General features: G+C 66.7%; 26 protein-coding genes. 13 read left to right on the top strand and 13 right to left on the bottom strand.

Annotation, left to right across the window (positions count from 1 at the left end; translation table 11 throughout):
- Nucleotides 1-136 precede the first annotated feature (136 nt).
- Genes PJW05_RS25800 through lptM form a run of 6 tightly spaced genes read right to left on the bottom strand, consistent with a single transcriptional unit; the run spans nt 137 to nt 4,702 of the window.
- Complete coding sequence (locus PJW05_RS25800; RefSeq protein ID WP_271409763.1) at nt 137-841, bottom strand: HAD family hydrolase; 705 nt, start codon at nt 839-841, stop codon at nt 137-139.
- The gene (gene xerC, locus PJW05_RS25795; protein WP_271409762.1) at nt 838-1,734 is read right to left on the bottom strand and encodes a tyrosine recombinase XerC; all 897 of its coding nucleotides are present in this window, start codon (nt 1,732-1,734) and stop codon (nt 838-840) included. The genes PJW05_RS25800 and xerC overlap by 4 nt, the downstream gene beginning before the upstream one ends.
- Before the next feature lie 26 nt (nt 1,735-1,760).
- Nucleotides 1,761-2,462: a DUF484 family protein gene (locus tag PJW05_RS25790; RefSeq protein WP_271409761.1), complete on the bottom strand. Its 702-nt coding sequence runs from the start codon at nt 2,460-2,462 to the stop codon at nt 1,761-1,763.
- Entirely contained in the window at nt 2,459-3,289 is an 831-nt protein-coding gene (dapF, locus tag PJW05_RS25785; protein WP_271409760.1) for a diaminopimelate epimerase, read from the bottom strand. Before dapF ends, PJW05_RS25790 begins: the two co-directional genes overlap by 4 nt.
- A 10-nt stretch (nt 3,290-3,299) precedes the next feature.
- Nucleotides 3,300-4,547: a diaminopimelate decarboxylase gene (gene lysA / locus PJW05_RS25780; protein ID WP_271409759.1), complete on the bottom strand. Its 1,248-nt coding sequence runs from the start codon at nt 4,545-4,547 to the stop codon at nt 3,300-3,302.
- A gap of 14 nt (nt 4,548-4,561) precedes the next feature.
- Complete coding sequence (gene lptM, locus PJW05_RS25775) at nt 4,562-4,702, bottom strand: LPS translocon maturation chaperone LptM (protein WP_151138324.1); 141 nt, start codon at nt 4,700-4,702, stop codon at nt 4,562-4,564.
- A 140-nt stretch (nt 4,703-4,842) separates the two neighbouring features.
- Between lptM and PJW05_RS25770 the strand changes: the two genes are divergently transcribed.
- From PJW05_RS25770 to rnk, 4 genes are all read left to right on the top strand, one after another.
- A complete protein-coding gene (locus tag PJW05_RS25770; protein WP_271409758.1) occupies nt 4,843-5,892 on the top strand; it encodes an AraC family transcriptional regulator in 1,050 nt (349 codons plus the stop codon).
- Between the two features lie 5 nt (nt 5,893-5,897).
- Nucleotides 5,898-6,230 carry an iron donor protein CyaY gene (cyaY, locus tag PJW05_RS25765; protein WP_442969199.1) on the top strand — a complete coding sequence of 111 codons (333 nt, stop codon included), beginning with the start codon at nt 5,898-5,900 and terminating at the stop codon, nt 6,228-6,230.
- Complete coding sequence (locus PJW05_RS25760) at nt 6,211-6,414, top strand: DUF1289 domain-containing protein (RefSeq protein ID WP_271409757.1); 204 nt, start codon at nt 6,211-6,213, stop codon at nt 6,412-6,414. Before cyaY ends, PJW05_RS25760 begins: the two co-directional genes overlap by 20 nt.
- Before the next feature lie 140 nt (nt 6,415-6,554).
- Nucleotides 6,555-6,962, top strand: a complete 408-nt coding sequence (gene rnk / locus PJW05_RS25755; protein WP_271409756.1) for a nucleoside diphosphate kinase regulator — start codon at nt 6,555-6,557, stop codon at nt 6,960-6,962.
- An 83-nt stretch (nt 6,963-7,045) separates the two neighbouring features.
- Here the strand turns inward: rnk and PJW05_RS25750 are convergent, their stop codons facing one another.
- The 5 genes from PJW05_RS25750 to argH form a co-directional block, all read right to left on the bottom strand.
- Nucleotides 7,046-9,883, bottom strand: coding sequence for a class I adenylate cyclase (locus tag PJW05_RS25750; protein ID WP_271409755.1), 2,838 nt, complete (start codon nt 9,881-9,883; stop codon nt 7,046-7,048).
- A 105-nt stretch (nt 9,884-9,988) separates the two neighbouring features.
- The gene (locus PJW05_RS25745; RefSeq protein WP_271409754.1) at nt 9,989-10,231 is read right to left on the bottom strand and encodes a TIGR02647 family protein; all 243 of its coding nucleotides are present in this window, start codon (nt 10,229-10,231) and stop codon (nt 9,989-9,991) included.
- 78 nt (nt 10,232-10,309) lie between these two features.
- On the bottom strand, nt 10,310-10,588 hold the full coding sequence (locus PJW05_RS25740) for a hypothetical protein (protein WP_271409753.1): 279 nt from the start codon (nt 10,586-10,588) through the stop codon (nt 10,310-10,312).
- Nucleotides 10,585-11,205: an adenylate kinase gene (locus PJW05_RS25735; RefSeq protein ID WP_271409752.1), complete on the bottom strand. Its 621-nt coding sequence runs from the start codon at nt 11,203-11,205 to the stop codon at nt 10,585-10,587. Before PJW05_RS25735 ends, PJW05_RS25740 begins: the two co-directional genes overlap by 4 nt.
- Before the next feature lie 13 nt (nt 11,206-11,218).
- Nucleotides 11,219-12,613 (bottom strand): argininosuccinate lyase, encoded by a 1,395-nt coding sequence (argH, locus tag PJW05_RS25730; protein ID WP_271409751.1) that lies wholly within the window; start codon nt 12,611-12,613, stop codon nt 11,219-11,221.
- 218 nt (nt 12,614-12,831) lie between these two features.
- Between argH and PJW05_RS25725 the strand changes: the two genes are divergently transcribed.
- The 6 genes from PJW05_RS25725 (at nt 12,832) to PJW05_RS25700 (ending at nt 18,896) form a co-directional block, all read left to right on the top strand.
- Nucleotides 12,832-13,914, top strand: coding sequence for a sensor histidine kinase (locus tag PJW05_RS25725; protein WP_271409750.1), 1,083 nt, complete (start codon nt 12,832-12,834; stop codon nt 13,912-13,914).
- The gene (locus PJW05_RS25720) at nt 13,911-14,657 is read left to right on the top strand and encodes a LytR/AlgR family response regulator transcription factor (RefSeq protein ID WP_271409749.1); all 747 of its coding nucleotides are present in this window, start codon (nt 13,911-13,913) and stop codon (nt 14,655-14,657) included. Before PJW05_RS25725 ends, PJW05_RS25720 begins: the two co-directional genes overlap by 4 nt.
- 133 nt (nt 14,658-14,790) lie before the next feature.
- Nucleotides 14,791-15,732 carry a hydroxymethylbilane synthase gene (hemC, locus tag PJW05_RS25715; RefSeq protein WP_271412305.1) on the top strand — a complete coding sequence of 314 codons (942 nt, stop codon included), beginning with the start codon at nt 14,791-14,793 and terminating at the stop codon, nt 15,730-15,732.
- On the top strand, nt 15,732-16,499 hold the full coding sequence (locus PJW05_RS25710; RefSeq protein ID WP_442969198.1) for a uroporphyrinogen-III synthase: 768 nt from the start codon (nt 15,732-15,734) through the stop codon (nt 16,497-16,499). Before hemC ends, PJW05_RS25710 begins: the two co-directional genes overlap by 1 nt.
- Nucleotides 16,500-16,515: 16 nt before the next feature.
- A complete protein-coding gene (locus PJW05_RS25705) occupies nt 16,516-17,649 on the top strand; it encodes a uroporphyrinogen-III C-methyltransferase (protein ID WP_271409747.1) in 1,134 nt (377 codons plus the stop codon).
- A complete protein-coding gene (locus PJW05_RS25700; protein ID WP_271409746.1) occupies nt 17,646-18,896 on the top strand; it encodes a heme biosynthesis HemY N-terminal domain-containing protein in 1,251 nt (416 codons plus the stop codon). Before PJW05_RS25705 ends, PJW05_RS25700 begins: the two co-directional genes overlap by 4 nt.
- Nucleotides 18,897-18,930: 34 nt before the next feature.
- Here PJW05_RS25700 and PJW05_RS25695 read toward each other — a convergent pair whose 3' ends face one another.
- Nucleotides 18,931-20,028, bottom strand: a complete 1,098-nt coding sequence (locus PJW05_RS25695) for a PQQ-dependent sugar dehydrogenase (RefSeq protein WP_271409745.1) — start codon at nt 20,026-20,028, stop codon at nt 18,931-18,933.
- 109 nt (nt 20,029-20,137) lie between these two features.
- On the opposite strand from PJW05_RS25695, the gene PJW05_RS25690 reads away from it, so the two are divergent.
- The 3 genes from PJW05_RS25690 (at nt 20,138) to PJW05_RS25680 (ending at nt 22,779) form a co-directional block, all read left to right on the top strand.
- Nucleotides 20,138-20,629 carry a disulfide bond formation protein B gene (locus PJW05_RS25690; protein WP_271409744.1) on the top strand — a complete coding sequence of 164 codons (492 nt, stop codon included), beginning with the start codon at nt 20,138-20,140 and terminating at the stop codon, nt 20,627-20,629.
- Between the two features lie 313 nt (nt 20,630-20,942).
- Nucleotides 20,943-21,413 (top strand): sigma D regulator, encoded by a 471-nt coding sequence (gene rsd, locus PJW05_RS25685; protein WP_271409743.1) that lies wholly within the window; start codon nt 20,943-20,945, stop codon nt 21,411-21,413.
- Between the two features lie 253 nt (nt 21,414-21,666).
- On the top strand, nt 21,667-22,779 hold the full coding sequence (locus tag PJW05_RS25680) for an AlgP family protein (protein WP_271409742.1): 1,113 nt from the start codon (nt 21,667-21,669) through the stop codon (nt 22,777-22,779).
- Here PJW05_RS25680 and PJW05_RS25675 read toward each other — a convergent pair.
- Nucleotides 22,776-23,240, bottom strand: coding sequence for a TIGR02444 family protein (locus PJW05_RS25675; protein WP_271409741.1), 465 nt, complete (start codon nt 23,238-23,240; stop codon nt 22,776-22,778). The two genes, PJW05_RS25680 and PJW05_RS25675, sit on opposite strands and share 4 nt — an antisense overlap.
- Between the last annotated feature and the right edge of the window lie 14 nt (nt 23,241-23,254).

Below are 23,254 nucleotides of genomic sequence, written 5' to 3'. Positions count from 1 at the left end.
ATTCGTGATTGAAATCGCTCCAATGCCGAGCCAGGCGTAGGGTGGGTGTCGCCTTTACGCCCACCCATCGAGACGGGCCCGGGCACCGATGGTGGATCGGTGAAGCGTGATCCACCCTAGGCGAGAAACGCTTCCTTCAATGCCAACGGGCGAGACGTGCGAGCATGTCGGGCAGTTCGGCCAGGCTAGTGATCTCCGCGTCTGGCAGCTGTTCGCCGCTCCATTCCTTGCCCTGTGGGTTGAACCAGATCGCGCGCAGGCCGGCGCGGCGGGCGCCTTCGACGTCGTCGGCCGGGTGGTCGCCGATGTGTACGGCTTCCCCGGCGCTGACGCCTGCGCGTTTCAGGGCTTCGAGGAAGGGCATCGGGTCCGGTTTGCCGATGCCCAGTTCCTCGGCGCACAGGGCGAACTTGAAGTAGTCGGCCAGGCCCAGGCGGCGTACATCGGCGTTGCCATTGGTGATGACGCCCAGGCTGTAGCGGATGGCCAGGCGTTCCAGGGTAGGCACCGTATCGGCGTAGAAGGTGATGCGGTGGCGGGCCTGGAGCATGGCCTGGAAGGCGCCCTCGGCCAGGTCCACGGCGTCCTCGGCGGAGTAACCGACGCCTTCCAGCGCACGGCGCAGGGTGCGGCGGCGCAGTTCGCTGAGGCGGTGCTTGAGGCTGGGCTCGGCGGCCAGGACCTCGCCGCGAATGGCCCAGAGGTGCTCCACCGGCAGGGTGCCCAGGGCCGGGGTGTGTTCCATCAGCCAGTCGCGCATGGCCGCTTCGGCGCCCTCGATCACCGGGCGGTTGTCCCAGAGGGTGTCGTCCAGGTCGAAAGTGATCAGCTGGATGCTCATTCGTCTGCTCCCCGTCGTTTGGCCCGCGGATGGGCCTGGTCGTAGACCGAGGCCAGGTGCTGGAAGTCCAGGTGGGTGTAGATCTGCGTGGTGGAGATATCGGCATGGCCGAGCAGTTCCTGAACCGCCCGCAGGTCCTGGGATGACTCCAGCATATGACTGGCGAAGGAATGCCGCAGCATGTGCGGGTGCAGATGTTGGCCCAGTTCACGAACGCCCGCCTGGCGCACCCGCAGGCGGACGGCGCGGGGTGTCAGGCGGCGGCCTTGCTGGCTGATGAACACCGCGCGTTCGCCGGGGTTGGCCGCGGCTCGCAGGGGCAACCAGCGCTCCAGCGCTTCGCGGGCTTTGCTGCCCACCGGCAGTTCGCGGGTCTTGTTGCCCTTGCCGCGAACCCGCACCAGGCCGGCGGCGAGGTCGAGGCCGTCGAGGTCCAGGCCCACCAGTTCGGACAGGCGCAGTCCGGAGGAGTAGAACAGTTCCAGCATGGCCTGGTCGCGACGGGCGATGAAGCTGTCTTCCACGGCACCGTCCAGCAACTGCTGGGCGCGGTCGGCGTCCAGCGCGCGGGGCAGGCGGCGGGCGCCCTTGGGTGCGGCGAGCCCGTTGGCCGGGTCGTGGCGGCAGCGGCCTTCGCGGATCAGGTAGCGGTAGAGGCCTCGCACGGCCGAGAGCAGGCGGGCCAGGCTGCGGCTGGACAGGCCATCCGCGTGCAGCCGGGCGATGAAGCCACGCAGGCTGCGCACGTCCAGGTCCTTCCACTCGGCGATGCCGAACTTGTCGCAGAGTGCGCGGACCCTGAGCAAGTCGCGGTGGTAGCCGTCCAGGGTGTGGGCCGAAACCTGTCGCTCGCTGCGCAGGTGGTTCAGGTAGGCGTCCAGGTCGGCTTGCATGGGACTTCCTTGGATCGCGGTGCGGGCTATCTCACCGAGCGCAGGGGGGTGGCGAAGCGCGGCAGCACCCGGGCCAGGACTTCAGCGACATACCCGAGGAACAGGGTGCCGAGGGAGCTCTTGTAGTGCTGCGGGTCCGGGCTGCCGATGGCGAGCACGCCGTGCAGGCCCTGATGGGTCAGGCTGACCACGGCCGCGGAGCCGACCTGGTCGCGCTCTTCGGTGCCGAACAGGAACTCCAGCTCGTGGCTGCGCAGTACGCCGCAGATGGTCTTGCCGCCGACCAGCAGGCCACCGATGCTCTGGTGCGCCTCGGCCGCGCTGACGCTGCGGCCCACCGGCAGGGTGCTGTCGCTGAACAGGATGAGGCTGACGAAGGGTACCTGGAACTCGTGACGCAGGCTGTCTTCCACCGTGCCCACCACTTCTTCCAGGCTGGCGGCGTCGAGCAGGTCGAGCACCAGGCGCCGGGTCTTGTCGAACAGCCGGTCGTTTTCCCGCGCGACGTCCATCAGCTGCGACAGGCGATGGCGCATCTCGATGTTGCGCTCGCGCAGCAGTTTCACCTGGCGCTCCACCAGCGACACCGCTTCGCCGGGCTGGTGGGGGATGCGCAGTTCGGGTATCAGCTCCTCGTGCTGGACGAAGAACTCCGGATGGAGCCGCAGGTAGGCGGCCACCGTCTCGGCGTCGAGGTGCTGCGGCTGGTCCTGGTGCTGGTCGGTCATAGGCGAACCTGTCCTTCGAATACGCGGACGGCGGGTCCGGTCATCATCACGGGTTGCCCCGGACCGGCCCACTCGATGGAGAGCCGGCCACCCGGCAGGTCGATCAGTACCGGCGAGTCCATCCAGCCCTGGCGGATGGCGGCCACCGCGGCGGCACAGGCTCCGGTACCGCAGGCCAGGGTTTCCCCGGCGCCACGTTCCCAGACGCGCAGCTTCGCGTGCTTGCGGTCGATCACCTGCAGGAAGCCGACGTTCACCCGCTGCGGGAAGCGCGGATGGTGTTCCAGTATCGGGCCCAGGCTGCGTACCGGTGCGCTGGCGACGTCATCGACGCGCAGCACCGCATGGGGGTTGCCCATCGAGACGGCGGCCAGTTCGACGCTCTGGCCATCGACCTCGACCGGGTAGCTCAGCGCTTCGGTGTCGGCGATGAAGGGCACCTGCTGCGGGTCCAGGCGCGGCGGACCCATGTCCACGGTGACCTGGCCGTCGGGCCGGACATCCAGCTCGATGATGCCGCCCTTGGTTTCCACGCGGATGCGCTTTTTCACCGTCAGGCGCTTGTCGATGACGAAACGGGCGAAGCAGCGTGCACCGTTGCCGCATTGTTCCACTTCCGAGCCGTCGGAATTGAAGATGCGGTAGCGGAAGTCGACATCCGGATTGGTCGGTGCCTCGACGATCAGCAACTGGTCGAAACCGATGCCCGTGTTGCGGTCGCCCCACTGCTTGGCGTGCTTGGGTTGGATATGGGCGTGCTGGCTGACCAGGTCGAGGACCATGAAATCGTTGCCGAGGCCGTGCATCTTGGTGAAGCGCAATAGCATGGTTGCGCCCTCACTGCGGCAGCAGGCTTTCGCCGGCATAAAGGTCTTCGATGGTTTCGCGGCGACGGACTTCGAAAGCCTGCTCGCCATCCACCAGCACTTCGGCGGCGCGGCCACGGGTGTTGTAGTTCGAACTCATTACAAAACCGTAGGCGCCGGCGGAGCGGATTGCCAGCAGATCGCCCTCGGCCAGCGCCAGATTGCGCTCGCGGGCGAGGAAGTCACCGGTTTCGCAGATTGGGCCGACCAGGTCGTAGGTCCGCTCGATGCCAGCGTGGGGCGCTACCGGCACCACGTCCATCCAGGCCTCGTACAGGGCCGGACGGATCAGGTCGTTCATGGCCGCGTCGATCACGGCGAAATCCTTGTGTTCAGTGTGCTTGAGGTATTCCACCTGGGTCAGCAGGACACCGGCGTTGGCGACTATGGAGCGGCCTGGCTCGAACAGCAGTTCCAGGTTGCGGCCCTGGAGGCGCTGGCGAACGGCCTGGATGTAGTCACCGGGTTGCGGCGGCTGCTCGTCGCGATAGCGCACGCCAAGGCCGCCGCCGAGGTCGAGGTGGCGAATGGCGATGCCGCGCTCGGCAAGGCGGTCGATCAGGGCCAGCAGGCGGTCGAGTGCGTCGAGGAAGGGTTCCAGGCTGGTGAGCTGGGAACCGATATGGCAATCGACGCCGATCACGTCGAGGTTCGGCAGGCTGGCGGCCTGGGCATACACGGCCTCGGCTTCGTCGATGGCAATGCCGAACTTGTTTTCCTTCAGCCCGGTGGCGATGTACGGATGGGTGCCGGCATCCACGTCCGGGTTGACCCGCAGGGACACCGGGGCCTTCACCTCCATGGCCGCCGCCACGTTCTGCAGGCGCTCCAGCTCGTTGCGCGACTCGACGTTGAAGCAGTGCACGCCGGCTTCCAGGGCGCGGCGCATGTCGTCGCGGCTTTTGCCGACGCCGGAGAAAACGATACGCGACGGGTCGCCGCCGGCGGCCAGCACGCGTTCCAGCTCGCCGCTGGAAACGATGTCGAAGCCCGCACCGAGGCGCGCCAGCAGGTTCAGCACCCCCAGGTTGGAGTTGGCCTTGACCGCATAGCAGACCATGCCCGGCGTACCGGTCAGGGCATCGGCATAGGCCTTGTAGCCGGCCTCGATGGCTTCACGGGAATAGACGTAGGTGGGTGTGCCGAAACGGGCGGCGATATTGGACAACGCTACGCCCTCCGCGAACAGCTCTCCGTCGCGGTACGTGAAAGCGTCCATGACTGCTCTCCCGATCAGCGAATGTACACGTCTTTCTGGTGTTCTTTCGCTGCTTTTTCGTCGTCAGGCAGGTAGAGCGGGCCTTTCTGGCCACAGCCGGCCAGCAGGCAGGCGACAGCGAGCAGGGCGACGAAGGGGGCGTGGAGTCGCTTCATGACGGAGTCCTTGCAGAAAACGTGAATTGTTCCGGAGTATACCGACCCCCCGACGCCTTGCCTATTCAGTGAAATTCCCGTCTGGCGTGGCTTGCGGGCCGGTGCGGGGCTAGCATTGGCGGCTGAAAAAAGGAGAACCCATGGACAATGCCGCATCCCTTGCCGGCTCGGTCTCGGTTGCCTATCTGCAGGGGCTGCTCGAGCGGGTCGAGCCATTTGGCGTGACCCCGGCCGAGCTGCTCGGCCTTGTCCAGCTGACACCCGCGATCCTTGCCCAGCGCGACCAGCGCGTGGCCGCCAGCGCTTATCTGGATTTGCTCGGCCATGCCGCGCGGCTGTCCGGCGACCCGCACCTCGGGCTGCACCTGGGCGAGGCGGTGCGTCCCGGCCACTACGGGGTGCTGGGTTTTCTGCTGATGAGCTGCGCCACCCTGGCCGACGCGCTGCACCGCCAGGCGCGCTACGCGGCGCTGGTGGGTAACCTGGGCCAGGTCGAACTGGCCGATGAGCCGTGCCGGGAGGGACTGGAGCCACAGGTGGCGCACAGCTGGGAATCCCGCTTTCCACAACAGCGCGCGGTGCTGGCGGAGGAGACGCTGTCGGGATGGGTGACTTTCGGTCGCTGGATCACGGGACTGGACATCCCGCCCACCGAGGTGCGTTTCCAGCATCCGGCACCGGCCGACACCTCCGAACACCAGCGGATATTCCGCTGCCCTGTGCTGTTCAGCCAGGCGGACAACGCCCTGGTTTTCCCCAGGCGCCTGTTGGCAACGCCGCTCGGCCAGGCCGATGCGGAGGTGCGCCGATTGTTCGATGACTATGCCGAGCGCCTGCTCGGCGAGCTGCGCCAGGGCCACAGCGTGCTGGACCGTACCCGTGAACTGCTGGCCGCCCAGCTGTCCGCCGACGGGCCGGACCTGGAGCGCCTGGCCGACGCCCTGGCGTTGAGTCCGCGTACCCTGCAACGCCGCTTGCGCGAGGCCGGGTTATCCTTCAGCCGGTTGGTGGATGAGACGCGCCAGCAACTGGTGCTGCACCATCTGCGCGACCCCAACCTGGATCTGGCCGACATCGCCTTTCTGGTCGGCTTCAGCGAGCCCGGTTCCCTGGGCCGTGCTTTCCGCCGCTGGACCGGACAGAGCCTCGGCGAGTACCGTCGCCCTTCACCCCCCTATGCCCTGAGGTAAACCTGATGAGTTTGAGCGAAGCCCGATTCCACGATCTGGTCGATGAGGTCCAGGAACGCGTGGAAGACGTATTCGATGACAGCGACCTGGACCTGGATCTGGAAAACAGTGGCGGCGTGCTAACCGTGCGCTTCGAGAACGGCAGCCAGGTGATCCTCAGCCGCCAGGAACCGCTGCGCCAGCTCTGGGTGGCGGCGCGCTCGGGGGGCTTCCACTTCGACTATGACGAAGCCAGCGGCCGCTGGATCTGCGACAGCAGCGAGGAGCCCCTGGGCGAGTTGCTCAATCGGGTGACCCGCGAGCAGGCGGGTGAAGACATTGAGTTCGACGAACTCTGACCGTGCGCCTGCGGCCCGCCACCCGTCGCCCTGCGTCCGACGCTGCTGTCTGGACGATGCCGACGTCTGTGTAGGCTGCGGCCGCACCCTGGCGGAAATCTGCGAGTGGAACCAGGCCAGCGACCTGCGCCGCCGTGAAATCTGCGCCGCCGCCCTGCAGCGGAGGCGGCTTCCACCGGGCTGACCGACCGGTCTTGCCAAGGCCTGTGCCCTGACGTACTGTCGGGCTTCCGGGCATCTTGTCCGGCCAGACAAAATCTGAAACCCCGCCTTCGGGCGGGGTTTCGCTTTTTCGCCATCTGCACAAGGAGTCGCGCGTTCGCCATGAACACCCACCCGCCCATCACCATTACCCGTCTCGACCTGCAACGCCTGGAGCGCCTGCTCGATAGCCTGGAGGAATTCGGCCCCGCCGCCGAGGCGCTGGAGCGCGAGTTGGCTCGCGCCCAGGTGGTGGGCCATGATGAGGTACCGCCGGGCGTCGTCACCATGAACTCGCGCGTCCATTGCCGCGAAGAGAGCAGCGGCAAGGATTATCACCTGACCCTGGTCTACCCGGAGGATGTGGGTGGCGAAGGGCGGGTCTCCATCCTCGCGCCGGTGGGCAGTGCGCTGCTCGGCCTGTCCGTCGGTCAGCACATCGACTGGCCGGTGCCTGGCGGCAAGACCCTCCAACTGACCCTGCTGGATGTCGAATACCAGCCCGAGGCGGCTGGCGAATACGCCCGCTGATCCACGCGACGCATGCCGCGGGAGCGAATTCACTCGCGATTGAGACCGCTCCCGCGGGATAGCGAGCCGGACGGGTTGTTGCATCAACCTGCGCGCAGCGCCCGGTTCAACCTTTCTTCCAGTTCGACCTTGTAGCGCAGGTAGTGCACGGTCTGCGCCTGCCCCTTGCCGGGTATCCGCGACAGGTCGAGGTCGGTGATGTAGCAGGGGTAGCGTTCCGGCTCGCGGCGCTGGGCGAGGATATGCTTCGCCACCGCGTTGAACAGGCCGGCGCCGTATTCCAGTTCGGAAAACTCCCGGTGGTTGCAGTACAGGGTCACGCGGACCATGCCGTGTTCGGCCGGTTCGACAATCGCCTGCACGTCATAGAAGGGGTGGCTGACGGCCGCCGAAGGTGCCGCGCGGCGTTCCAGTCGGCGGCCCTGGCCCGTCACCTCGTAATAGATGATTTCCGACAGCGGTACGGTTTGCGGACTGTCCAGCGGCAGCAGGGCATTGCGCCGATAGAGCAGCGACTGCAGGAAGCGGTGCAGTGGCGTCAACAGGCTCTGTTCGTCGTGGAAGGGCAGGTGCTGGCGCCAGAGCGCGTTGTGTTCGTCCAGCAGGTTGATTTCGGCGCTGTCGCCCTCCTGGCGATAGAACACCTGAATGCAGTTCGGTCGGCCCAGCGGCAGGATAGCCGCCAGGTCCTGGTCCTCCAGGGCGCGTCGGTCCAGTTGCAACGGGCTGTAGCCCGGCAGGTCGCGCCCCAGGTGTTCCACTAGCGCCGGCAGGTCCGCCAGGCTGGCATGGCTGACCTGTCCCGGTTCCAGTTGCAGCACGTGGAAGCGCTGCTGCACTTGCAGCAGGAAGCGCGGTACGCCGGCCGTTCCGAGCATCTCCTGGGCGTCGCCGAACAACTCGTCCACCCGCTGGCCGATCGCCTGGGCACGATTGCGGCAGAAGCAGCGGACCCGCAGGCCGGGCCGGGCACCTGCGGCGGGCAGGGCGTTGAGGTAATCGCGCAGGCAGGCGAGCAGGGCGTCGGGCCCTTCGTAGCGGCTGACCAGCATTTCGTTCCAGCTGTTGAGGGTCACCTGATCGATGGTCACCACCAGGTTTTCGCGCACCCCGGAATAGCCCAGGGCGTCGGTGCGTTCGCTGGTCAGGTGGACGTTCTTCTGGCTGTGCTGCTTCAGTGGATCGATCCCGACGTTCACCAGCAACAGCACTTCAGCCGCCACGCCGGCCCTCAGCAGGGCGTTCTCATCCACCTGGCCCTGGGGCTGGGGGAAGGCCTGCTGCAGACTGGCCAGCAGATTGGACAGCTCGAATTCGGTCAGGTCGCTGCTGCCCGGATGCAGGGACAGGCGGGTCCCGGCGTCGATCACGCCGTTGCGGTGGCACCAGGCGAGCAGGGGAAGCAGTTCGCGGCTGCGCTTCAGCGGTGCGAAGTCCTGCCATTCCAGGGCATTCAGGCTGCCGGAAAACAGCGCCCATTGAGTCTCGTCCACGCTGTCCGGGCTGGGGTGCTGCACCAGGGTGAGCGTGTCCTCGGCAAGGTCCGGGGCAATACCCGGGTTGATGAACTCCACCTTGCCCGCCTTGCGTTCGAAGGCGGCATAGAGGCGTCGGCCGAGGACGCCCAGGTCGCGGCTGCTGAGCGTGCCGCTGGCCTGCTCGCTACGAGCGAACTGGGCCAGGAAGCGGTAGCTGTAAGTCAGCTCGTTGACCAGCGCGCGGCGCTCGGCCAGCACCTGGCGCACCTTCCACTGGCTGCGGCTGTCGAGCATCGTCAGTTGGCGCTGCGGCCAGTGCCACTCGGCGGTCAGGCGCTCCAGCAGCAGGCGCTGCCAGCTCTTGCTGCGGTTGCGCGGTGGCCGGCTGAGTTTCTTGTTCACCTTCAGGTAGAGGCAGCGACGGATCAGTTCCAGCCGCTCCGTCTCGTTGCGCCCGCGCAGGTATTCCTCCAGGCGGCGGTAGACGACCATGTACGGGTCCAGTTCGTCCAGGTCCAGGCGGTTGGCGTAGACCGCCTCCTTGAAGCGCAGGGACAGGCAGGACACCTGTGGGTGTTCGCTGGCGTAGACCTCGGTCAGGAGCAGCTTGAGCACGGATTTGTACGGCGACTCGATGCCCTTGTAGAGCTGCCACATGCTGGCGCCGATGAATTCGCCGGGCGGGATGTGCGCCAGGTGGCCGAGGTCGAGCACCTCCTCGGCGCGGATGAAACGCTTGGACAGCAGGGTGCAGGTGTAGTCGGCGTAACGCGCTTCCTCGTACACCGGCACCAGCCACCAGAGCGGGGTGCGCCCGGCGAGCCAGATGGCGGTGCGGTAGAACTCGTCCAGCAGCAGATAGTGCTGGGTGGTGCCGCAGTCGTCGGAGGTCAGACGGGTTTCGCGGTCGCCCTGGGTGAAGCGCGCCGGGTCGATGAGGAAGAAGTGCGCTTCGGCGCCCTGGCTGTCCGCCCAGGCTTCCAGGGCCGTGCATTTGCGCTGCAGTTCGGCAATGGCGGCGGCATCAAGCTCCGGCGCATGGCAGACCCAGATGTCCATGTCGCTCTGCTCGGCCTGGGCGATGGTGCCCAGGCTGCCCATCAGGAACAGGCCGTGGATGGGCGCCGGCTGTGGACCACGGCGTGGTTTGTAGGAAAAGGAACGGGTCAGGCGCTGGGCTTCGGCCAGCAGTTCGTCATCCGGTTCGTAGGCGGCGACCCCCGCCGGCGTGGTGCCGGAGACATAGCCGGGCAACAGCGGGTGGTTGACGTGGAACAGCAGCGGCAGGAGCTTCAGGACCAGTTGCTGGCGCGTGGACAGTACCTGCATGGCGCGACTCAGGCGGCCGTCGTTGACCTTGAGGAAGCGCGCGCGCAGTTGCGCAAGGACCTTGCGGTCGATGCCGTCGTCGATGTCCGGGCGGATTTCCTGGGTGCGCGTCATGCTCTGCTCATGTCCCGAGGCTGGTGGCCTGGCCGGCAGCCTTCACTGCCGGCAGGCATCCGCATTGTATCGCCCGCGGGGTTGCCGACTTGAGCGGCAACCGCGTCAGGCGTGCTGGGGCAGGAGGATGGTGCGCAAGGCCTGGACGTGTTCGGCGGCATCCAGGCCGAGGCTGGTCAGGTAGCCGCCATCGGGCTGGGTGATCAGGCCTTTCTCGTGCAGTCGCATGACGGCGGCCTGGGATCTGGGGTTGGCGGAGTTGTGCACCTTGATGCCTTCCTGGGTGTTGTCCAGGTTGAACAGGGCCAGCAGTTCGAATTCGGCGATGAGTTCGGGGGTGAAGACCATGGTCGCTCCTTGTTCTTGTTGTACCGCAAAGACCGGCGGGGCCGGCCGAAGTTTGGAGTCTACGGAGTGTAGGCGAGGTCAGGCCTGATCTTCGGGCAGGTCCGGCAGTGCCCGCAAGGCCCTTTCGTACCATTCGCCGTCGAAGGGACGGTCGGCGGCGAGCATGGCGTCGATTTCGTGGGCCAGCACCAGGGCCATCAGTTGGAGGATTTCCTCGCGCTCGTAACCCACCAGGGTCAGCTTGTTGAAGGTGGCGCGGGCGGCGGGCGGCTCGTCGGCTTCGATCTGGTTTTCGATGGCCTGGATCAGCGTGGCTTCGGCGAAGGCCTCTTCGCCGTCATCAATGTCGTCGGTCATGGGGTGTCTTCCGGTTGCGATGGCGGGAGTGTGCCATGCCCGATGGCGGCCTGCTTCCGCAGTTCGTCCAGGAAGGCGCGGATTTCCCGGCGCGAACCCAGGCGTATGCGGAGGATGCCCGCCAGTTCCGGATTCTCGTGCTCCACGCGGAAGCGTTCGCGGTAGGTGGCGAAACGGGTCCAGCCCCAGAGGATGATGGAGCGCTCGGGGTCCAGGCTGAGGAGATTGCGGAGCCGCTCGCGGTTGCCGTTCCACAGACGCCGGCGCAGCACCACGCGGCCGAAGCTGCGCAGCACCAGGTTACGCATCACTTCGGCGCGTGGCGGATCGAGCCAGATCTGGGTGTCGGCGCGGGCGAGCACCTGCGGACGCACGGCGCCGTAGCTGCCTTCCACAATCCAGCACTCGCCGGCCAGGGCGTCGACGACACGGCTGCGGAACTCAGTCCTGGGCAGTGGTTGCCAGTCGCGCTGGTGGAAGAGGGCGTCGAGCTCGATGTGGGGCCGGTCGAGCAGGTGGGCCAATTGCCGTGCGAGGGTGGTCTTGCCGGCGCCGGAGCAGCCGACGATGGAAATGCGCTGGCCGGGCGTACCCGGCCAGTCATGCTGCCAGTCCATGGCCTGTGGTTCCTCAGCGAGCGGCGAGCAGGTCCTTGCCGCGCTGGACGGCGGCGCGCACCTGGTTCGGTGCGGTGCCGCCGATGTGGTCGCGGGCGTTGACCGAGCCTTCCAGGGTCAGCACGGCGAAGACGTCGTCATCGATCTGGTCGCTGAACCGGCGCAGCTCGTCGAGGCTCATCTCGGCCAGGTCCTTGCCGCTATCGACGCCGTACTTCACCGCGTGGCCGACGATCTCGTGGCAGTCGCGGAAAGGCAGGCCCTTGCGCACCAGATAGTCGGCCAGGTCGGTGGCGGTGGAGAATCCGCGGCGGGCGGCCTCGCGCATGATCTCGCGCTTGGGCTTGATCGCCGGAACCATGTCGGCGAAGGCGCGCAGGCTGTCGCGCAGGGTGTCGGCGGCGTCGAACAGCGGCTCCTTGTCTTCCTGGTTGTCCTTGTTGTAGGCCAGCGGCTGGCCCTTCATCAGGGTCAGCAGGCCAGTGAGGGCGCCGAACACCCGGCCGGACTTGCCGCGCACCAGCTCGGGCACGTCGGGGTTCTTCTTCTGCGGCATGATCGAGGAGCCGGTGCAGAAGCGGTCGGGCAGGTCGATGAACTGGAACTGTGCGCTGGTCCAGAGCACCAGCTCTTCGGAGAAGCGCGACAGGTGCATCATCGCCAGGGACGCGGCAGCGCAGAATTCGATGGCGAAGTCGCGGTCGGACACGCCATCCAGGGAGTTGCCGCCGACGGCGTCGAAGCCCAGCAACTGGCAGGTGATCTCGCGCTGGATCGGGTAGGTGGTGCCGGCCAGGGCGGCCGAACCCAGCGGCATGCGGTTGACCCGCTTGCGGCAGTCCACCAGGCGCTCATGGTCACGGCTGAGCATTTCGAACCAGGCCAGCAGGTGGTGGCCGAAGGTCACCGGCTGGGCGGTCTGCAGGTGGGTGAAGCCGGGCATGATGGTGTCGGCTTCCGCTTCGGCGAGGCCGAGCAGACCCTGCTGCAGGCGGGTGATTTCGCCGAGGATGGTGTCGATTTCGTCGCGCAGCCACAGGCGGATGTCGGTGGCCACCTGGTCGTTGCGGCTGCGGCCGGTGTGCAGTTTCTTCCCGGTGACGCCGATGCGGTCGGTCAGGCGCGCCTCGATGTTCATGTGCACGTCTTCCAGGTCCACGCGCCAGTCGAAGCTGCCGGCCTCGATCTCGCCCTGGATCTGCTTCAGGCCGTCGATGATGGCATCGCGCTCCGCCTCGCTGAGGACACCGACCTGTGCCAGCATGGTGGCATGGGCGATGGAACCCATGATGTCGTGGCGGTACAGACGCTTGTCGAAGTCTACGGACGCGGTGAAGCGGGCGACGAAGGCGTCGACGGGCTCGCTGAAGCGGCCGCCCCAGGACTGGTTGGTCTTGTCGGTGCTCATGGGTTCACTCGGTGCGGATGGTGAAAGAAAGCCGATGGGCCGGAAAATACCGTCGATAATAACAGTGTTGCCGGAAAAACCGGCGCGGCCTGTCCGGTCGGGGGGTGGGCAGTTTGCCGTGGCCTTCACGGAAGCGTCGCGGGATTGATGGTTAAGTACAGGCTTTTGCCCGGCGACCCCGGCTAGTCGCCTGCCGGGCCATTGGGGATATGTCCGGGATGCCGAAGCGCCTGAAAAAGAAAGCGCGATCCAGTACCGCCAACGACGATTTCTTCCTGCCGGAACTCTGCCTGCCCGAAGCCCTGCTCGGCCTGGTGCTGCTGGCGGAGTTGCTGGTACTGGTGCTGGTGCTGGCCGAGCCCATGCTGCCCAGCTTCAACTGGGTGCGCCTGGCCCTGACCTCCCTTTTCGTGCAATGGATCGTGCTGCTCTCCGCCGCGCTGCTGTGCCAGCTCCGACCGCTCCTGGCGCGCCTGCGCGCAGCGCTGGCGGGAGGGCTCTGCTGCGCCCTGGTGGTGGGCCTGACCCTGGCCGGCACCGCCGTGGCCGACTACTTCGACCTCGGCGGGCCGTTGCCGCGCGATGGTGAGGTCAACCTCTACCTGCGCCATGGCCTGATCAGCCTGATCATGTCGGCCCTGCTGCTGCGCTACTTCTACCTGCAGAGCCAGTGGCGCAAGCAACAGCAGGCCGAGCTCAAGGCGCGCATCGAGTCGCTGCAGGCGCGCATCCGCCCGCACTTTCTGTTCAACAGCCTGAACAGCATCGCCAGCCTGGTGGTGATCGACCCGGACAAGGCCGAGCAGGCGGTGCTCGACCTGTCGGACATCTTCCGTGCCAGCCTGGCCAAGCCCGGAACCCTGGTGGATTGGGGCGAGGAGCTGGAGCTGGCGAAACGATATCTTTCGATCGAGCAATATCGTCTCGGAGAACGGCTACAGTTGGATTGGCAGGTGGATGAAGTACCGGACGATCTGCCCATCCCCCAGTTGACGCTGCAGCCCTTGCTGGAAAATGCCCTGATCCATGGCATCCAGCCGCGCATCGAAGGGGGGCTGGTCCGGATCGAAGCGGATTACCGCGATGGCATGTTCCGGCTCTGCGTGAGCAACCCGTACGAAGAGGTCCAGGGACAGTCGCCATCGCGCGGAACCCAGCAGGCTCTGCGCAATATCGATGCGCGCCTGACGGCACTTTTCGGGCCGCGGGCGAGTCTCAGCGTGGAGCGCCGTGACGGCCGCCACTTCACCTGTCTACGCTATCCTTGTGCGAGACTCACGCAGGAAGCCCGTGCGATATGAATGTCCTGATCGTCGACGATGAACCCCTTGCCCGCGAGCGCCTCAGCCGTCTGGTCGGTGATCTCGAGGGGTACCGTGTCCTGGAGCCTGCCGCCAGCAACGGCGAAGAGGCGCTCACCCTGATCGACAGCCTCAAGCCGGACGTCGTCCTGCTCGACATTCGCATGCCCGGCCTGGACGGGCTGCAGGTCGCCGCCAGGCTTTGCGAGAAGGAGGCGCCGCCGGCGGTGATCTTCTGCACGGCCCATGACGAGTTCGCCCTGGAGGCCTTCCAGGTCAGCGCCGTGGGCTACCTGGTCAAGCCCGTGCGCTCCGAGTCCCTGGCCGAGGCGCTGAAGAAGGCCGAGCGACCCAACCGTGTGCAACTCGCTGCGCTGACCCGTCCTGCCGCGGTCAGCGGGAGCGGTCCCCGAAGTCACATCAGCGCCCGTACCCGGAAAGGCATCGAACTGATCCCGCTGGACCAGGTGATCTTCTTCATCGCCGACCACAAGTACGTGACCCTGCGCCATGAGCATGGCGAAGTGCTGCTGGATGAGCCGTTGAAGGCGCTGGAGGACGAGTTCGGCGACCGTTTCGTGCGTATCCACCGCAATGCGCTGGTGGCCCGCGAGCGTATCGAGCGCCTGCAGCGCACGCCGCTGGGCCACTTCCAGTTGTACCTGAAGGGTCTCAATGGCGACGCCCTGACTGTCAGCCGCCGTCATGTCGCCGGCGTGCGGAAACTGATGAACAACCTCTGACCGGCTGCCGGCGAACGCCTTGGCGACAGCCCGCTGCGTTTCTTCGACAACCCGTGTCGCTCCGCGACAACCGCCCGCGCCCTTGCCGTGCGCGGGCCTGTTATGATTCCGGGCATTACCGTTTCCGGAAGTGATCATGTCCCGCGAGATCCGCATCGCCACCCGCAAGAGTGCCCTGGCCCTGTGGCAGGCCGAATACGTCAAAGCCCGTCTCGAGGAGGCCCATCCCGGTCTCGTGGTCAGCCTGGTGCCCATGGTCAGCAAGGGCGACAAGCTGCTCGATGCGCCATTGGCGAAGATCGGCGGCAAGGGGCTGTTCGTGAAGGAGCTGGAAACCGCCTTGCTGGAAAACGAGGCCGACATCGCCGTGCACTCCATGAAGGACGTGCCCATGGACTTCCCCGAAGGCCTTGGCCTGTACTGCATCTGCGAGCGCGAGGACCCGCGCGACGCCTTCGTCTCCAACCGCTTCGACAGCCTTGACGCCCTGCCTGCCGGCAGCGTGGTGGGGACGTCCAGCCTGCGCCGCCAGGCCCAGTTGCTGGCTCGCCGGCCGGACCTGAAAATCCAGTTCCTGCGCGGCAACGTGAACACTCGCCTGGCCAAGCTGGATGCCGGCGAGTACGACGCCATTATCCTCGCCGCCGCCGGCCTGATCCGCCTCGGTTTCGAGGATCGCATCCGCTCTTCCATCAGCGTAGAGGACAGCCTGCCGGCGGGCGGTCAGGGGGCCGTGGGCATCGAGTGCCGCACTTCCGACCGCGAAATCCATGCCCTGCTGGCCCCCCTTCACCACCCGGCCACCGCCCTGCGCGTCACCGCCGAGCGCGCCCTGAACAAGCGCCTGAACGGCGGCTGCCAGGTGCCCATCGCCTGCTACGCGGTGCTGGAAGGCGAGCAGCTCTGGCTGCGCGGTCTGGTGGGCCAGCCCGATGGCGGCCAACTGCTGCGCGCCGAAGGCCGCGCCGCTGTCGCCGATGCCGAGGCCCTGGGTGTCCGGGTCGCCGATGAGCTGCTGGAACTGGGCGCCGGGGACATCCTCAAGGCCGTCTACGGCGAGGCCGGTCACCCGTGATGGGCTGGCGGTTGCTGCTGACACGCCCCAGCGAGGAGTGCGAGGCCCTGGCCGCGACCCTGGCCGAACAGCAGGTCTTCAGCAGCAGCCTGCCGCTGCTGGCCATCGAACCTCTGGAGGAAACGCCTGAGCAACGCGGCGTCATCCTTGACCTCGACCGCTACTGTGCCGTGGTGGTGGTCAGCAAGCCGGCGGCGCGTCTCGGTCTCGAGTTGCTCGATCGCTACTGGCCGCAGCCGCCGGCGGGGCAGCGCTGGTTCAGCGTTGGCGCCGCCACCGGGGCAGTGCTCGACGCCTACGGCTTGCACGCGGCCTGGCCGGGCAACGGGGATGACAGTGAGGCTCTACTGGCTTTGTCAGCCTTTTCCGATGCGTTGGCGGTTCCCGATCCAAAGGTCCTTATCATGCGCGGTGAGGGTGGCCGAGAATTCCTGGCTGAGCGCTTGCGCGGCCAAGGTGTCGCGGTCGACTATCTGGAACTCTACCGGCGTTGCCTGCCGGAGTATCCGGTGGGCACCCTGTTGCAGCGCGTCGAGTCGGAACACCTGAACGGCCTGGTGATCAGCAGCGGCCAGGGCCTGGAAAACCTCCAGCGCCTGGCTGGCGATGCCTGGTCCGAACTGGCCGGTCTGACCCTGTTCGTACCCAGCCCTCGGGTGGCCGAGCAGGCCGCCCTGGCGGGCGCGAAGAATGTTGTGGATTGCCGTGGCGCCAGCGCCGCGGCCTTGCTGGCGGCGCTCAGGCAGTATCCGGCGCCGGCCCCTTGAAGCGAAGGATGGATACGTGAGCGAAGCAGAATCCCCCAAACCAGAGCAACACACCCTAGCCGCCGAACCCGCCGCTCCGGCGCGCGCCCCGTCTGCGTCGCGGGGCAATGGCCTGGCCCTGTTCGCCCTGTTGCTGGGTGCCGCCGGCATCGCCGTGGGGGGCTGGGGCCTCTGGCAGGTGCGCAGCCTGGAGGCCCGTGATCAGCAGCAGCTCAGCATGGTCGAAGAGGCCCGTGGCCAAACCCGTGCCCTGGCCCAGCGCGAGCAGCAGCTCACCGAACGCCTGGAGGCGCTGCCCACGGCCGCCGAGCTGGATGAGCGCCGCCGTCTGCTGACGGACCTGCAGGGTGATCAACAGCAACTGCGCCAGCGCCTGGAAACCATCCTCGGTGCCAGCCGCAAGGATTGGCGCCTGGCCGAAGCCGAACACCTGCTGCGCCTGGCCTCCCTGCGTCTCTCCGCGCTGCAGGACATCCACAGCGCCACCGCGCTGGTGCAGGCCGCCGATGACATCCTTCGGGAACAGAACGACCCCAGCGCCTATGCCGCCCGTGAACAGTTGGCCAAGAGCCTGGCGGCCCTGCGCGGCACTGCCCAGCCGGACCGCACCGGCCTGTTCCTGCAGCTTGGCGCGTTGCGCGATCAGTCGGCCCAGCTGGATCCGCTGGTCCCGGCCTTCGAAGACAAGGGCGGCGTGCTGCTCGACCTGGCCGCCGATGGCGACGGCGGCAACGCCTGGGCTGAGTGGCTGGAAAGACTCTCGCACTACTTCCGTATCCAGCTGAATGCCGATCAGGACATCAAGCCGCTCCTGGCCGGGCAGCAGCTGTCCCGCGTCCGCCTGGCCCTCTCGCTGGCCCTGGAGCAGGCCCAGTGGGGCGCGCTGCACGGCCAGACCCAGGTCTACCAGCAGTCGCTACGCCAGGCCCGTGAGATCCTGGACAGCCACTTCAATGGCGAGAACCCGGACAGCCGTGCCCTGCTGGCGCGACTCGACGAGCTCGCCGGCCAGCCGGTGGAAGTCCAGACACCTGACCTCGCCTCTGCCCTGAGCGCCCTGCAGGCCTACCTGCAACGCACTCCGGGAGCGGCGGCCGCCGCAGCCGAGGAGCCTGGCACCGCTGATCCGGCCGAGGAGGCCGGCCAATGAAGCGCCTGCTCAAGGTACTGCTGATTCTCCTGGTGATCGGCGCGGCCGCCACCCTGATCGGCATGGCTGTGGCCCAGCACAAGGGCTATGTGCTGGTGGCCTACAAGGGCTTCCGCTACGAGTCCACGCTCTGGGCGACCCTGGCCCTGCTGGCGGTGCTCTGGCTGTTGTTCGTCGTGCTGCGCTACCTGTTGCGGCTGGCGGTGGTTTCCGGTGGCGTGGTCAATCCCTGGTCGCGGCGCAATGCTCGGCGCCGGGCGCGACTGGCGTCCGAGCAGGGCCTGCTGGACCTCGCCGAAGGTCGCTGGGCCCGTGCCCTGCGCCATCTGAAGCGTGCCGCCGAGGCGGACCCACAGCCACTGATCTACTACCTCGGTGCAGCCCGCGCCGCGCAGAAGATCGGCCAGACCGACGAAGCCGAGCAGCTGCTGGAGCGGGCCCTGGAACGCCAGCCGCAGGCCGAGCTGGCCATCGCGCTGGCCCACGCCGAACTCCAACTGGACCGTGGCGATGCGACGGCCGCGCTCGACACCCTCAAGGCCGTGCATGAGCGTCATCCGCGCCATCACCAGGTACTGCGCCAACTGCTGCACCTGCATGAAGTGCGTGGTGACTGGTCCTCCCTGGTCGGGCTGCTACCCACTCTGCGCAAGGAAAAGGCGCTGTCGGATAGCCAACTGGTGGAGCTGGAGTTGCGCGTCTGGAGCGCCCGCCTGCACCAGGCTGGCGAAGAAGGCCTGAACCAGGGCGAAACCGCACTGCAGCCCCTGACCCGTGCCTGGCAGCAACTTTCCTCCGCCCAGCGCAACGAACCGCGTCTGGTGTTGGCGTTCGCCGAACAACTGCGCCGCCTGGGCGCCGAGGAAGAAGCCGAGGAGGCTGTGCGCGGTGCCATCAAGCGCGGCCATGACGATGCCCTGGTGCGCCTCTATGGCCTGCTGCGTGGCCGCGACCCGGCCCGCCAGTTGCAAACGGCCGAAGGGTGGCTCAAGGAGCATCCCAGCGATGCCACATTGCTGCTCACCCTGGGCCGCCTGTGCCTGCGCAATCGCCTCTGGGGCAAGGCGCGCGAGTACTTCGACAGCAGCCTGAGCTTCCGTCGCGACCCCGAAACCTGCGCCGAGCTGGCCCGCCTGCTGGCGCAGTTGGGCGAAGTGGAGCGCAGCAACCAGTTGTTCCAGGAAGGCCTCGGCCTGCTCGACCAGCGCCTGCCGGCCTTGCCGCTGCCGACGGAGAGAATCGCCTGATGCGAAGAAGGCCCGGGAACCCCCCGGGCCTTCTTCATGGCTGGCTGGTTGGACCATCCCCCACGTAGTCGATGCGGTAGATGGCCCCGGCGCGGTCGTCGCTGACCAGCAGGGCGCCGTCCGGTGTCACCAGTACGTCTGCCGGGCGTCCCCAGACCGTGCCATCCCGCAGCCAGCCCTCGGCGAACACGCTCTGGCGTTTCAGGCTGCCGTCTTCGTTCAACTCGACGCGCTTGATGCGGTAGCCGATCTTCTCGCTGCGGTTCCAGGAACCGTGCTCGGCAATGAACAGGTTGTTCCGGTAATCCGCCGGGAACTGCCGGCCGCTATAGAAGCGCAGGCCCAGGGGCGCCACGTGGGGGCCCAGCTTGGCCACCGGTGCGATGAAGTCGCTGCAGGGGCGCCCGGAATACCGGGGGTCGGCCACGTCGCCCGCGTGACAGTAGGGGAAGCCGAAATGCTGGCCGGCCCGCTCCAGGCGGTTGAGCTCGCAGTCCGGTACATCGTCGCCCATCAGGTCGCGGCCGTTGTCGCTGAACCAGAGTTCGCCAGTCTGCGGATGCCAGTCGAAGCCGACGGTGTTGCGCACACCGCGCGCCACCAGTTCCAGGCCGCTGCCATCGGCGTTCATGCGGTGGATGGCGGCATAGAGGTCAGGGTCCTCGTCGCAGACATTGCAGGGGGCGCCAATGGGAACGTAGAGCTTGCCGTCGGGACCGAAGGCGATGAATTTCCAGCCGTGGTGGGTCTCGGTCGGCAGCTTGTCATAAACCACCTCGGGCTCGGGTGGGGAATCGAGGTGAGACTCTATGTCGCGCAGGCGCAGGATTCGGCTGACCGCCGAGACATAAAGGTCACCTCCCTTGTAGGCGACGCCAACAGGCAGCTGTAGGCCGCTGGCGATGGTGCGGACCTTGCCGCTGGTGGGGTCCAGCGCATACACCTTTCCCGCCGAGTTGCTGCCGACGAACAGGGTGCCGCGTTCACCCCAGGCCATTTCCCGGGCGTTGGGCACGCGGTCGCTCACCAGCGTGATGCGAAAGCCCTCGGGCAGGCTGATGCGCTCCAGGGGCAACGTGGCATCGGCCAGTCCGGGAAGGAGGAGCAGGGTAAGCATGAGCAGCCGATGCATGGCAGCGTTCTCCGGATAGGCAACCTCTTCCAGCCTAGACGGTCGCCTTGAAAGGCCGAGGTGCTTTCCACTACCGTAACGCCCTTTCCGATAACCCAACGGAGCCGCCATGTCCCTGGCAAGCCCGCGTTCGCTGTTTCTGTTCGCCTTCCTCGGTTGCGTCGCCGTCATGGGCGGCGCGTTGTATCTCGAGCACATCCTGGGTCTCGAACCTTGCCCGCTGTGCATCGTCCAGCGGGTGTTCATCGTCGCCTTCGGCATCATCTGCCTGATCGCCGCGCTGCATGGCCCCGAGCGTACCGGCCGTCGTGTCTACGCGGTGCTGGCACTGCTGTTCTCCGGCGCCGGCGGTGCTGCCGCCGGCCGCCAGATCTGGCTGCAGAGCGTGCCGGCCGATCAGTTGCCCGCCTGCCTGCCGAGCTTCGACTACATGATCGAGGCGTGGCCGTTCCTGGATATCCTCAAGACCATGCTCCACGGCACCGCCGATTGCGCGGCAGTGACCTGGACACTGTTCGGCATGAGCATCCCGGAGTGGAGCCTGCTGGCCTTCGCCGGTTGTATCGCGTTCTCCCTCTTCCAACTGCTGCGCCGCGCCTGATCGAAGGGTGTGCGGCGTGTCCGTGCACCCTTCGCCCTCCCGTTTCCCGCCTGTTTCCGCTGCGCCGGTCTGTCACGCAGGCCGCAAGGAATCCCCCAGGCGGGCCGCGGCCTGTCGATTAAACGCTCGTATGAATTTTTTCCTGGCAGCGCCTTGATGGCACGACCCCGGCGGGCATAATCTGGCCCGCACGCGCCGCCGGAATATTGCCGTTTTGGCGGCGCCTTCCCAGGATCTTGCACCGGTCGACAAAAAACCGTCTCGGAGCGGACGTATAACGGCATTACCGAATTAGGGAAGTGAGGTCGTCACCATGCTCGAAAGTTGCCAGAACGCTCAGGAACGTTGGGGTGGCGTGCACCAGCTGATCGACCGCTGGTTGCAGGAGCGCCATGAGCTGGTTCGCGTGTACAGCTCGCTGAGCAACAAGCCCCAGGCACCCAGCGCCAATGCAGAAGGGCTGCAAAGGTTTTGTGAGGTTCTGCTGGACTACGTTTCCGCAGGACACTTCGAGGTCTACGAGCAACTGCTCAACGAGGCGAAAGCTTTCGGCGATCAACGTGGTCTCGACCTCGCCAAGCAAATCTATCCGCGCATCGAAGCCATCACCGAGGTCGCCCTGGCCTTCAACGACCGTTGCGACAATGGCGATTGCCGTGACATCTGCCTGACCACCGAACTGAAGAATCTCGGGCAGTTGCTCCACGAACGCTTCGAGCTGGAAGACTGCCTGATCGAAGTGCTGCACAACGCCCACCAGGGCCAGGCTTCGCAACCAGCCTGATCGTTTTCTGCCGGTACTGGGATCGTGGGAGCAAGCATGCGACCTTCCCTGATTCCAGAGCCTCCCTGGCGTTGCCCAGCTACCGGTTCGGAGAAGGCTGTTCGGCCTCCCTATTCCAGGTTCGGATCACGCCGCGAACCCCCCGGACCGGCAATCAGTCGCAAGGCCTGGGCGGGCGGAATTGCGCGGCCTCTGGCGACTCGCGAAACAGGCGACTAGTATGGGCCAAATAACGCCCGCCAGGAGGCATACCATGTCGGCCAAGAAGAAGCCCGTAAGCACCCCGCTGCACCTGCTGCAACAGCTGTCCCACAGCCTGCTCGAACACCTCGAAAAAGCCTGCGCTCAAGCCGCGGTCGACGCTGAAAAACTACTGACCAAGCTGGAGAAGCAACGCGGCAAGGCCCAGGAAAAGCTCCACGCCGCCCGCACCAAGCTGCAAGACGCAGCCAAGGCCGGCAAGGCCAAGGCGCAGGCCAAGGCCAAGTCCAGCATCGACGACCTCGAAGCCCTGCTGGATACCCTGAAAGATCGCCAGGCCGAAACCCGCACCTATATCGCCCAGCTCAAGCGTGATTCCCAGGAGAGCCTGAAGCTCGCCCAGGGTGTCGGCAAAGTACGTGAAGCCGCCAGCAAGGCGCTCAGCATCCGCGAGGCCAAACCCGCCGCAGCCGCTAAGCCGGCGGCTAAACCGGTCGCCAGGACCGCCGCGAAGCCGGCAGCAAGAACCGCTGCCGCCAAGCCCGCTGCGAAGCCGACCGCCAAGCCTGCCGCGAAAGTTGCTGCGAAACCGGTTGCCAAACCCGCGGCTAAGCCGGCTGCCAAGCCTACCGCCAAACCGGCCGTGAAAGCTGCCGCGAAGCCTGTTGCGAAACCGACCGTGAAAGCTGCCGCGAAGCCTGTTGCGAAACCGGCCGTGAAGGCTGCCGCGAAGCCTGTTGCGAAACCGGCCGTGAAGACTGCCGCCAAACCCGCCGCGAAAACTGCAGCGGCCAAGCCGGCCGCCAAACCCGCTGCTAAGCCTGCTGCCGCCAAGCCTGCCGCGAAGACCGCTGCTGCCAAACCCGCTGCGAAGCCCGCTGCCAAGCCGGCTGCGAAACCTGCCGCCAAGCCTGCTACGGCCGCCGCTGCGAAGCCCGCCGCCAAGCCCGCCGCGAAGAAACCCGCCGCCAAACCGGCAGTGAAGAGAGCCGTTCCGGCCAAGCCGGCCGCGAAGCCTGCCACTGCGAAACCGGCTGCTCCGGCACCCGCCGCCAAGCCGGCCGTAACCGCGCCGACCGCCCCGGCTGTTCCGGCAGCCACTCCGGTGGCCAGCGTCGCGCCTGCCAGCAGCAACGGCGCCGCGCCGACTTCGCCGTCGAACTAAAGTGCCAGGGCCGCGATGCGCAGTTGATCCAGCGCATCGCGGTCCAGGCTCTCCCGCAGCGGGGCACAGCCCAGCAGCCATGCCTCGACCTGTTCCAGCCCTCCTGCATCCCAGCCGTCGGCAGTGACTTCCAGTCGCGCCAGCAGCTTGCGTTCCGCTTCCAGTTCCAGCGCCTTGATCTGCTCCCGCAGCCCTGCCAGCGCTGGATCATCCCGGGCCTGCGCGCTCCAGTTTCTGCGCAGCGCACGCAAGGGTTCCACCACCTCGGTCTGCCAGGGTTCGCAAACGCGCTTCAGGGTGTCCAGGCGCGCTGCGTCGACGGTCATGCCGCGTCGTCCCAGCCAGCAGGCAGTGAGCAGCAGGCACACATCGGCGCCCTGGTCCTGGAGGCGCAGGCAGGCCTGCTCGACGCCGGGTTCGGCATAGAGGCGCAGGGCAAAGGTCCACAGGTCTGAAGGCATGGTGCTCCCCGGGC

It is taken from the genome of Pseudomonas sp. Q1-7, assembly GCF_028010285.1.
Lineage (GTDB): Bacteria > Pseudomonadota > Gammaproteobacteria > Pseudomonadales > Pseudomonadaceae > Metapseudomonas.
The sequence above is the reverse complement of the archived record's forward strand: the minus strand, read 5'-3'. Positions and strand labels throughout refer to the sequence as shown.

What these genes read in the sequence shown, in the direction of transcription:
- PJW05_RS25800 (WP_271409763.1), bottom strand. Translation starts at nt 841, where the DNA reads ATGAGCATCCAGCTGATCACTTTCGACCTGGACGACACCCTCTGGGAC.
- xerC (WP_271409762.1), bottom strand. Translation starts at nt 1,734, where the DNA reads ATGCAAGCCGACCTGGACGCCTACCTGAACCACCTGCGCAGCGAGCGA.
- PJW05_RS25790 (WP_271409761.1), bottom strand. Translation starts at nt 2,462, where the DNA reads ATGACCGACCAGCACCAGGACCAGCCGCAGCACCTCGACGCCGAGACG.
- dapF (WP_271409760.1), bottom strand. Translation starts at nt 3,289, where the DNA reads ATGCTATTGCGCTTCACCAAGATGCACGGCCTCGGCAACGATTTCATG.
- lysA (WP_271409759.1), bottom strand. Translation starts at nt 4,547, where the DNA reads ATGGACGCTTTCACGTACCGCGACGGAGAGCTGTTCGCGGAGGGCGTA.
- lptM (WP_151138324.1), bottom strand. Translation starts at nt 4,702, where the DNA reads ATGAAGCGACTCCACGCCCCCTTCGTCGCCCTGCTCGCTGTCGCCTGC.
- PJW05_RS25770 (WP_271409758.1), top strand. Translation starts at nt 4,843, where the DNA reads ATGGACAATGCCGCATCCCTTGCCGGCTCGGTCTCGGTTGCCTATCTG.
- cyaY (WP_442969199.1), top strand. Translation starts at nt 5,898, where the DNA reads ATGAGTTTGAGCGAAGCCCGATTCCACGATCTGGTCGATGAGGTCCAG.
- rnk (WP_271409756.1), top strand. Translation starts at nt 6,555, where the DNA reads ATGAACACCCACCCGCCCATCACCATTACCCGTCTCGACCTGCAACGC.
- PJW05_RS25750 (WP_271409755.1), bottom strand. Translation starts at nt 9,883, where the DNA reads ATGACGCGCACCCAGGAAATCCGCCCGGACATCGACGACGGCATCGAC.
- PJW05_RS25745 (WP_271409754.1), bottom strand. Translation starts at nt 10,231, where the DNA reads ATGGTCTTCACCCCCGAACTCATCGCCGAATTCGAACTGCTGGCCCTG.
- PJW05_RS25740 (WP_271409753.1), bottom strand. Translation starts at nt 10,588, where the DNA reads ATGACCGACGACATTGATGACGGCGAAGAGGCCTTCGCCGAAGCCACG.
- PJW05_RS25735 (WP_271409752.1), bottom strand. Translation starts at nt 11,205, where the DNA reads ATGGACTGGCAGCATGACTGGCCGGGTACGCCCGGCCAGCGCATTTCC.
- argH (WP_271409751.1), bottom strand. Translation starts at nt 12,613, where the DNA reads ATGAGCACCGACAAGACCAACCAGTCCTGGGGCGGCCGCTTCAGCGAG.
- PJW05_RS25725 (WP_271409750.1), top strand. Translation starts at nt 12,832, where the DNA reads ATGCCGAAGCGCCTGAAAAAGAAAGCGCGATCCAGTACCGCCAACGAC.
- PJW05_RS25720 (WP_271409749.1), top strand. Translation starts at nt 13,911, where the DNA reads ATGAATGTCCTGATCGTCGACGATGAACCCCTTGCCCGCGAGCGCCTC.
- PJW05_RS25710 (WP_442969198.1), top strand. Translation starts at nt 15,732, where the DNA reads ATGGGCTGGCGGTTGCTGCTGACACGCCCCAGCGAGGAGTGCGAGGCC.
- PJW05_RS25700 (WP_271409746.1), top strand. Translation starts at nt 17,646, where the DNA reads ATGAAGCGCCTGCTCAAGGTACTGCTGATTCTCCTGGTGATCGGCGCG.
- PJW05_RS25695 (WP_271409745.1), bottom strand. Translation starts at nt 20,028, where the DNA reads ATGCATCGGCTGCTCATGCTTACCCTGCTCCTCCTTCCCGGACTGGCC.
- PJW05_RS25690 (WP_271409744.1), top strand. Translation starts at nt 20,138, where the DNA reads ATGTCCCTGGCAAGCCCGCGTTCGCTGTTTCTGTTCGCCTTCCTCGGT.
- rsd (WP_271409743.1), top strand. Translation starts at nt 20,943, where the DNA reads ATGCTCGAAAGTTGCCAGAACGCTCAGGAACGTTGGGGTGGCGTGCAC.
- PJW05_RS25680 (WP_271409742.1), top strand. Translation starts at nt 21,667, where the DNA reads ATGTCGGCCAAGAAGAAGCCCGTAAGCACCCCGCTGCACCTGCTGCAA.
- PJW05_RS25675 (WP_271409741.1), bottom strand. Translation starts at nt 23,240, where the DNA reads ATGCCTTCAGACCTGTGGACCTTTGCCCTGCGCCTCTATGCCGAACCC.